This window comes from uncultured Agitococcus sp. (assembly GCF_937920075.1).
Lineage (GTDB): Bacteria > Pseudomonadota > Gammaproteobacteria > Pseudomonadales > Moraxellaceae > Agitococcus.
In genome coordinates, this window is record NZ_CALETI010000168.1 from 1 (window position 1) to 9,343 (window position 9,343).

At 36.5% G+C, this 9,343-nt stretch carries 8 protein-coding genes; 7 read left to right on the plus strand and 1 reads right to left on the minus strand.

The annotated features are described in order from the left end of the window. The 7 genes from Q0212_RS06185 to Q0212_RS06215 all read left to right on the plus strand — a co-directional run. Positions 1-383 (plus strand): hypothetical protein (locus Q0212_RS06185; RefSeq protein WP_297923639.1); only part of this gene is annotated, 383 nt, incomplete at its 5' end. Positions 384-394: 11 nt separating this feature from the next. Beyond that, complete coding sequence (locus Q0212_RS06190; protein WP_297923641.1) at positions 395-1,480, plus strand: AI-2E family transporter; 1,086 nt, start codon at positions 395-397, stop codon at positions 1,478-1,480. Beyond that, positions 1,477-2,181 carry a DnaA/Hda family protein gene (locus tag Q0212_RS06195; protein WP_297923643.1) on the plus strand — a complete coding sequence of 235 codons (705 nt, stop codon included), beginning with the start codon at positions 1,477-1,479 and terminating at the stop codon, positions 2,179-2,181. Before Q0212_RS06190 ends, Q0212_RS06195 begins: the two co-directional genes overlap by 4 nt. Positions 2,182-2,316: 135 nt before the next feature. After that, positions 2,317-3,108 carry a MerR family transcriptional regulator gene (locus tag Q0212_RS06200; protein ID WP_297923645.1) on the plus strand — a complete coding sequence of 264 codons (792 nt, stop codon included), beginning with the start codon at positions 2,317-2,319 and terminating at the stop codon, positions 3,106-3,108. A gap of 231 nt (positions 3,109-3,339) precedes the next feature. Beyond that, positions 3,340-5,562 carry a rhombotarget A gene (rbtA, locus tag Q0212_RS06205; RefSeq protein WP_297923647.1) on the plus strand — a complete coding sequence of 741 codons (2,223 nt, stop codon included), beginning with the start codon at positions 3,340-3,342 and terminating at the stop codon, positions 5,560-5,562. 3 nt (positions 5,563-5,565) lie between these two features. Then, positions 5,566-7,707 carry a CSLREA domain-containing protein gene (locus Q0212_RS06210; RefSeq protein ID WP_297923649.1) on the plus strand — a complete coding sequence of 714 codons (2,142 nt, stop codon included), beginning with the start codon at positions 5,566-5,568 and terminating at the stop codon, positions 7,705-7,707. Beyond that, positions 7,700-8,299 (plus strand): DUF2057 family protein, encoded by a 600-nt coding sequence (locus Q0212_RS06215; RefSeq protein ID WP_297923651.1) that lies wholly within the window; start codon positions 7,700-7,702, stop codon positions 8,297-8,299. The genes Q0212_RS06210 and Q0212_RS06215 overlap by 8 nt, the downstream gene beginning before the upstream one ends. A 139-nt stretch (positions 8,300-8,438) precedes the next feature. Here Q0212_RS06215 and creC read toward each other — a convergent pair. After that, positions 8,439-9,343: two-component system sensor histidine kinase CreC (gene creC / locus Q0212_RS06220; protein WP_297923653.1), on the minus strand; the 905-nt coding region annotated here is incomplete at its 5' end.

The following is a 9,343-nucleotide window of genomic DNA, read 5'->3' on the forward strand; positions in this document are numbered from 1 at the left end:
GCGCGATTAGCCAAGATGGGTTAATGTATCTACCTCACATTTGGGCAGAAAACTTAGGCATGGCATGGCAATGGCCAGATTTAAATAATGATTTTTTAGTTAGAATAGATAACATCAAACTATTTGAGCAATTTATTCAAAGTGAACAAATTTTAAAAACACATTGTTCGCAAGTACGTTTATTAAGCATTGATGGCTATCAAGTTAACTTTGCCTGTCAAACAAATCTTAACTATAGTCAATTGCATGATAAACTCCGACAGATACCTGTGTTTAGTGCCAAACAAAGTACAATGGCAGCAACAAATTTAGCAATGCCTGTTATGATGGGACGACAACTAAGCCAGCGTTTCCTACATTATCAATGGTTAAACAATTTTTAGAATAATAGACAATGAACAATATCATCAACCGTTGGCCTATTTGGATAGTTTTTGCGGTATTAATTTGGCTACTCTATGCGCTGCAATCTATTTTAATGCCTTTTTTTGCAGCTGCATTATTAGCTTATTTATGCAACCCACTCGTTGACCGCCTCATGAAATGGCGTTTTAGTCGTATTGCGGCTGTCAGCACCGTTTTTAGTGTTTTATTTTTAACCATCACCACAACCTTAGTTTTGCTAATTCCCATGTTGTGGCGACAATTTATGTATCTAGAATCACGCCTACCCTTTTTACTAAAATGGATCAATCGCAAAGCAATTCCTTGGTTAGAAAAAAGCTTTAAAGTCGATTTAGATCGTTTAGATATGGACTTAATCACTTCGTGGCTCACTTCGTATTGGCAAGAAGCAGGCACAGCAGCAGGTCACGTATTAACTCGTGTTGCTCAATCTAGCTTAGATATTATCAGCATCGTTGGTCTAATTTCTTTAGTACCTGTAGTCACTTTTTATTTATTATTAGATTGGGACAAAATTATTAACAATATAAAAGAATTAATCCCCCGTCACATTGAACCAACCGTTAGTAAGTTAGCACTTGAATGCGATGACGTTTTATCTGCATTTATTCGTGGACAATTAATGGTTATGTTAGCTTTAGGGATAATTTATGCCGTTGGTTTACAAATTGTCGGGCTAAAACTAGGCATTTTAATTGGTTTATTAGCAGGCTTAGCGAGCATTATTCCGTATTTTGGTTTTGTTGTTGGAATTATCGCCGCAAGTATTACTTGTTTATTTCAATTTGGCACACATAGCTTAGATACTTTATTAGCCGTATGGTTAGTATTCGCTATTGGTCAAATTTTAGAAGGTTGGATTTTACAACCTTATTTAATTGGCGACAAAATTGGCTTACCGCCTGTTGGTGTGATTTTTGCGGTGATGGCAGGTGGCCAACTGTTTGGTTTTATTGGTATGTTACTCGCCTTACCCGTTGCGGCAATTATTATGGTACTCTTACACCATGCCCATAATCGTTATCGGCAAAGTGAATTTTATCAACGACCTCGCATTGATGATGAGTCAACATGAAAGCACGTCATAGCCAAATGGTGCTTAACTTAGGGCCACGTTTAGATGCGCGGCTCAGTGACTTTGCTGGCCCTAGTTGGGCAGCAATTATTGCCGCTATTCACGATTTATTAACAGGCAAATGGCAACGCTGTTTTGTTTATGGTCAACCTGATACAGGTAAAACCCATTTATTAGCCGCTGCTTGCGAACATTATACCGAACAAGGTCATACTACACTTTTACTTTCCTTACGCGAATTAATTCGCACCAACAACCCTCATTGTTTAGAAAGTTTAGAACACTATGATTTAATCGCACTGGATGATATTGAAATGATTCAAGGTCATCCAGCTTGGCAAGAAGCTTTGTTTCATTTATTAAATCGAGCTTTAGAACACAATACCAAAATTTTATTAGCCGCACGCGCCATGCCCACACAACTTGGTTTAAGTTTGGCTGATTTAGTGTCGCGCTTACAGCAAGCCGCCTGTTTTGGTATTCCTAGTGGTGAAGATGATGCAGACCGCGAAGCCTTATTATTGGCTGCTTTAGGCCGTCGCAATCTAAACTTAGACCCTGAAACTATTCGTTATTTATTAATCAAAGGCCCACATTATACGGGTTTACTACTCAAACACTTAAGTTTTTTAGAGGAAAGCTCATTACAACAACGCAAAAAACTGTCATTAAACTTTGTAAAACAACTGACTGAGCATTAGAATACCTTTTTTAGGACTGACACTTTTATCTTATTTGTTCCATTTAAATCGTTATCAACGGTTTTATGCCCACAAAATATGCATCTAAATGCACAAGATTTAAGTCATAAACTCACTTAATAGATACGCCAAACCATGAGCAGCTCCATTCATCAAACGCACAACCAAGATAGTGAATACTCTATTGACGAACTCGCCCGTGTTGCAGGAACAACAGTTCGCAATGTACGCGCTTATCAAGATAGAGGTATTTTACCTCCACCAGAACGCCGTGGACGTAATGGTATCTATAATCATACCCACTTAGCACGCTTACGAATTATTGGTCAATTATTAAGTCGTGGCTATAGCATTGCCAACATTGGTGAGCTCATTGTTGCTTGGGAACAAGGTCAAGATTTAAGCCAATTATTAGGTTTAGAATCCGCTTTAACCAGTCCTTGGTCAGATGAAACACCTCAATATTATGATGCACTTGAACTACTCACTTTATTTGGTGCAAGTGTGACACAAGATGAAATTATTAAGGCTGCCGAGCTGGGTATTATTGAATTTATCGAAGAAGGCTCAAGAGTTAAAGTACCTAGCCCTCGCTTATTAGATGCGGGACTCAAATTAGTCTCTTTGGGCTTACCATTGCATGAGTTACTCAATATTGTGGGTGGTTTACGTGGCAACGTTGAGCGTGTAGCAAATATGTTTGTTGATGTTATTGCACGTTTAATTGATACTTATGGTAAAGAAAATATTCCGCCAAGCAGTGCCACTACCCGTCTTGCGGATTTAATTTGGCAAATGCGGCCATTAGCCGACATCGCCATTGATGCCGAAGTTGCCCGTGCCATGGAAAAAGCGATTGCTAAATACTTTGGCGAACGTTTAGATGCTATTATGGAGCATCTAAAAAATAAAGATGGGAACGTATAACAACAGACATCATAGACAATACGACAAAATAACAATTTTTCCTGAAATTGCACGATTGTCTATGCTACAGTCGTATATAATTACGCCCCATGCAACACAAACACACAAGAACAAATCATTATTTTTAAGTACAATGTTTGACAAAATTACAAATATGCTTTTCTCATAGCAAATGTAAAAATAATTTTTGTTCTTAATAAAAAATAACAAGCTAGTTTGGAGACTCTTCCGATGCCTGCTTCTCAGAGCCGCGTTTTACTCCTTGGTTTACTAACAGGGTCATTAATAACAACAGCCACTTGGGCTGACACCGTTGTTGTTAACACCACAACTGATGAAAATAATATTGATAATACAAGTTGTTCTATTCGGGAGGCTGTAAGTTATCTAAAAGCCAAAAATGATAAGAAGGCAATCATTGATGAAGAAATAGCCGTTATTGCGGGTACATCACTTAAAAATAGCAGTCAACTCACAATAGCCAAAAATGCTTTGACTGACGAAAAAGCAAAAACTTCTCCTAATTCATCAGAGATCAGCCGCTTAGAAAAAGAAATTGCTGATTTAACTAATGTTATAAATAACGGTTTATTTTCTCTAAATATACAACTAGCTCAAAAAACCGATGAACTCAATAAAGAAAAAAGTAAATCGACACCTGATAATAATTTAATTGCTAGTTATGATGCAGCTATTAATACATTAAAGGATCAGATTAAACAAAAGGAAACGGAACGTACACAAAAGGAATCCGATCTTTTAGTATATCGTCTTAAGGGATTATATGGCTGCATTAGTTTTGATTTTAATACCGCTGATAATGTTTCTTTATATGCAAATTTAGGTACTTATTCTATTGATTCAACCATTACACTTCCATTTAGTCTTAATTTTGCTTTATTTGGTGCAGATGCTTCATCGAGCGCTGTTGGAATTATAAATCTAGAAGATACTACTAATCCTGATGCCTTGCCTCGCACTATTCTTAAAGCAACTGCTAGTCACAATATATTTATCATTGATGATGGCAAAGATAATGACCATGACAGTAATCCTGCTACATCAAATCAATATATCACCGTCACATTTAACAATATAGATTTTTTAGGTTGTGATAATAATTGTGCCACTAACGGTGGAATAATTTTAAATAAAGAGTTTTTGACCATTACTAACAGTGTCATTGCAAAAGGTGTTGCTACCGAGAAAGGTGGAGCAATTTATAACGCAGCAAATTCTGTGTTCTCAATAAAGAATTCCGTTATCAAAAATAATCGTGCAGAATCTGGCTCTGCTATTTTTTCAGAAGATGCTAACTTAGCTTTATCAAGCTCACTTATTGCTGACAATGAAACAACAAACATTAATAATGGTGTCATTACACTTAATAAAACTTTAAAAGCATCACCCTATGCACCGATCAATCCTTTAATAGAAAATAGCACCATTTCTGGCAACAAAGGCATAGGTTTAAACATTCAAGAAGGTATTTTTGTTAATACTTCAACAGTCGTGCAAAATACTGTTGGTATTAGTTTTAATTCTGGCCTGCCTACCGTTTATAATAGCATTATTGCCGATAATAGTACCTTAGATTGCCAATCATTTGCCCCTATTCCTGCTGATAATAAAGCCTATTTTGCCAATAACTTGTCGGTCAAAGATAAAGGCTGTCCAACAACAAATGTTTTTAATAGCCTCTTAATTAGCAATACTGGTGCAGAAACTTTAATGGCTGCAACAGACAGTAAAGGTCATTGTGTTGCGCCTCCTGCTGTTGGTTTATTATGCCCATTAGCCAATAATGGTGGTTTAACACGTACCCATAAACCTCGTTTGCTTGCAAGTTATACCAAACTGAATGACTCCGTCATTGTCAATAAAGGCTTTAATGTCAATAAAAATAGTGCTGGTCTCGCTTGCTCTAGCCTAGATCAACGAGGCAAACCTCGTGAAAATAACGAAAATGCCTGTGATATTGGTGCTGTTGAGTTAATTTCTGGCTTATCTAGTAGTCGTCAAGGTGATGATATTGTTTTTGGTCAAATCAAACGTTTTAGCCCATTGGAAAACTTAGGTGATGCAGAATTACTCCCTGCCGAACTTTGTGCTAATTTTTTAGGTGCTGGTGAATATATTAATGGCTGTATTCGCGTCATTGATTTACCTCGACACGGCCAAGCGAGCATAGACACTCAAACAGGCGAATTATTATACTCGACAACAAAAACAGATTTTCACGGTTTTGATACCTTTAGTTATGGTGTCATTACAACATTAAGTCGTTTTAATGATGCGAACAACGATAGAACCTTAACCACTTCTGTACGAGTTGTATCTGAACCACCAAGTTCCCCTCCCTCGAAAGCATTAGATAATGGCGCAAATGGCATATTTTCTATTTTAATGTTGAGCTTAGTGGCTATTTGGCGACGTATATACAGAGGACAATAATAAATGAAATTTCGTCAATCTTTTTTAACATTGAGTATTTTGTTAAGTAATTATGCTTATTCTGCTGTAACCATCAATGTCAATACCACAAATGATGAGTTTGGCGAAAATCTTGCAAATTGTTCATTACGCGAGGCAATTGAAGCAGTTAATACACGCAACCCTTTTGGCGGATGCAGGTCTGGTGAGCGTTTTGGTACTAACCGTATTGTTTTAGAAGATAACGAATATATTTTGACGCGTGGCGAGTTAGTGGTTAAAGAAGCAATGGTTATTTTGGGTGCAAACAAAAATGATCAAGTTGATAATATTACCCAAACTAAACCCAAACGTACTGCAGCAACAACCACTATTAATGCTCAACAAAAAAATCGTATTTTTAGTACCGCAACAAGCAAAGCTGCTTTAACACTCAATCATTTAAAATTAGTTAATGGTTACCATAATGAATATGGCGGGGCTATTGTTGCAGGTGGCTTATTAGACTTATTTAATGTTGTCTTTGAAAATAATAAAGCCGATAAAATGGGAGGAGCTGTTCATCTACTAGGTAACGCTTCAGATCTATCAGCCAACAATAGCACTTGGCAACAAAATCTGGCTAATGGTGGTGTTGGCTCAGCATTAAGTATGACTTGCCTTGCTGATTTAAAGCCAACAGCACGTAATCTTGTCATTCAAAATAGTAGTTTTATTAACAATGGCTCAGGTAATGATCAAAGCATACTAGATATTTGTGGAAACTTAACTTTTAATCTTCAATCTTCTACGATTGCACAGAATAAGATTAACAATAGTGGTAATATCATTAACTTCAATGAAAATACATCACCCTTAAGTACTGTTAGTTTTCTTAATGCCACTATTATCAATAATGAAGGTGGTTCTGCATTATTTTTTGGTAAACTCGGCACCATCCAAATTAATCATTCTATATTAAGCTTTAATCAAGCTAAGAGCTGCCATAGTAATCTTGCTTCTAGTGATATTAACTATAGTGGTGATAATAATCTTTATCAAGGTTGCGATATTTTAAAAGTCGCGTCTACTACTAGCACGAACGCACATCCTAATGATCAACATATCACTTTTGGTAGTATAAATTGGACAGAACTATTTAATCCCTTAGGCAATTATGGTGGTTATACACAGGTTTATTTACCCAAGCAAAATGCACTAAGCAAACAATATGTTGTAGATAAAATCACTTCGGGTGCATGCCAAGACTATATCGATCAGCGCGGCAGTAATACACATTCTACTAGTAATGTCGAAAATTGCGATCGTGGCTCTGTTGAAAGACGTGCTGCTATTGCCGTTGTAGACAGAACAGCTTTATTTACAAACAAAGATAAAACTGATCGTATTGTTGAAGTGAATGTTTTAGATAATGATATACCTAGCGAAACAGACTTAACCGATGATAAAGAAAATTCTAGAGGCTCTTTTGCAAAAGATGCTGAGGGTAATTACCAATTAAAGTTAACTAATGACAGTGGTGGTTTATGCACTATTCGCCATCGTACTAGCGAAAATTTATTACCTTATGTTAAGTTTGACAATGGTGGTAAGCTAATCAATCAATTACAAAGTGGCTCCTGTAAATATAGCTTTATTGATAGCAATGGCAATCAAGCCATTGAGGGACAACTATTTTTCACTATTGAAAATAAACTCCCCATAGCAGGTGACGACACTTTTTATCTTCAAGCTGGTGCTAGTCAAATAACTATGAATTTGACTACCAATGATAACGATGATAACGACGGTAAATATGGGGGGTTATGTACCTCAAACACCGTTAAATGTAATGGTGGTTACTATATCCGCGTTGTTGATAGCCCTAAAATAGGCACGATTGAAGGTGAAAGTCGCCCTTGCCCTGACTATACAGATACTAATAAAAATATTTGTTATCGCGGTGATTTAATATATCAATCGAAAAACGATCTTGCTCCTTTTAATGATAAATTCACTTATGTCGTTTATGATAATGATCTTGCCTTTTCTGCTCCTGCAACCGTCACAATTATCAGTGAAAATGCAGAAAAAGCCAACGACACAGGAGGCAGTCTTGCATGGTGGTCTCTACTTTCTTTAACTGGTTTAGCATTGTATCGTCGTAGGAACATTAAAATTGCCTAAAACTATTTCTCATTTATTAATTAGTGGCAGCTTAATTGCTGCCACTGCTGTTTATGCCCAAGAAAATACTGTAACACTTGATGTTCCTGAAGTTGTGCACATTTTAAGTATTAATGATCAAGAACAAAACAGTACATTTTTTGGCTCTCGTCAACATATCAAAAAACTAAATGTCGGTGAAAATACATTAACCGTACGCTATTCTCAGTTGTTTAATTTAACAGCTGACGAACATGATATTATCAAATCTAAGCCCTTAATCATTCGTTTTACTGCTGAAGCTGGCAAAAGTTATCAACTACTCGCCTCGCCTCCTAAACGTTATGAGGCAGCGAAAGAATTTGCTAAAAATCCTGATATTCGTTTAGTCGATAAAAACACAGGTACTAGCCAAACGGCTGTTTTAGTCAAATCTACTATAAGCTCTTCTATTGTTGATAATGTAACTAAGGCTTTTCAAAACACATCCGATGACCAAAACATCAAATCTAACACTCTTCAACAATTGCAAGAGTTATGGCTAAAAGCCAGTCCTCAAGAACGTGAAGCTTTTGCTGCATGGTTAGCTACTAAAGCAACAAACGCTAAATAATCTGTTAACGCCTCGTATATTTAGGACTTACGCGGTTATCGCTTATTTGTTTACACGTCAACCATTTTCAACGGTTTTATGTTCACAAAACGCGCTAATTTCGGTGAAATGCGTAAGTCCAGATATTATCTATGAGGGATTAACTTTTAAGAAATACCAATGTTACCCTCACACCATCTTGGTGATTTTGAATACTAACTTTACCACCATGTAAATTCATCACTTCTTTGACTAAGGTTAATCCGATACCTGTACTTTTTTTCTGACTATCTGGCCGCGGTAAAGAATAATAACGCTCAAATACTTGTTCTAAGGCATACTCAGGAATTTGTTGGCCTTGATTTTCAATACTTAAACTCAGTGATGAATGATCTTGCTGTGCATTTAAGCTAATTGCATGGGCGTAAGGCGTAAAATCTAAGGCATTATCTATAATATTAGAAATCGCTTGCTCTAACCAAAAAACTTCGCCTCTAATTAGTAATGTTGTAGGTAAATGATTGATAATTTGAATCTGCTTTTTACTAATCACTGCTTGCTTTTGCTGAATAACTTTTTGTACCAAACTTGATAAATCTACTGCTTGCTGACTAATTTGTTGTTGTTGCTCTAAACGTGCTAATAACAATAAACGTTCAATTAGTAGCTGTAGCTTATCAGTTTGCTCAATAATGTTAGTACTAAAACGTTGTCGATCTGTCTCATCTAAGTCATCCTGTAATATTTCAGCACTGGCTTTAATGGCCGTTAATGGGCTTTTTAGTTCATGGGTTAAGGTATGTACATAACTCTCAATATAGTTTTTCCCCTCTAATTCTTGACGCATCTTATCAATTGCATAGACTAAACTATTGAGTTCTTTTGCAGCCCAAAAATGCAAATTTGTTTGACGTTGTGTTGATAAAGTTCGCGCATATTCTGCCACCTGATAAATGCCATGACGCAACCACCAAGCAACCCCACCACTTAAAATCAATGCCAAAACCACGACCCATAAGCCCTGTTTTAACATTTGTTGTTGGGCACGCTCGATAAAAGGCTGTA

Bases quoted from the DNA above. Each gene is read 5' to 3' on its own strand.
- Q0212_RS06195 (WP_297923643.1), top strand. From the start codon at position 1,477: ATGAAAGCACGTCATAGCCAAATGGTGCTTAACTTAGGGCCACGTTTA.
- rbtA (WP_297923647.1), top strand. From the start codon at position 3,340: ATGCCTGCTTCTCAGAGCCGCGTTTTACTCCTTGGTTTACTAACAGGG.
- Q0212_RS06210 (WP_297923649.1), top strand. From the start codon at position 5,566: ATGAAATTTCGTCAATCTTTTTTAACATTGAGTATTTTGTTAAGTAAT.
- Q0212_RS06190 (WP_297923641.1), top strand. From the start codon at position 395: ATGAACAATATCATCAACCGTTGGCCTATTTGGATAGTTTTTGCGGTA.
- Q0212_RS06200 (WP_297923645.1), top strand. From the start codon at position 2,317: ATGAGCAGCTCCATTCATCAAACGCACAACCAAGATAGTGAATACTCT.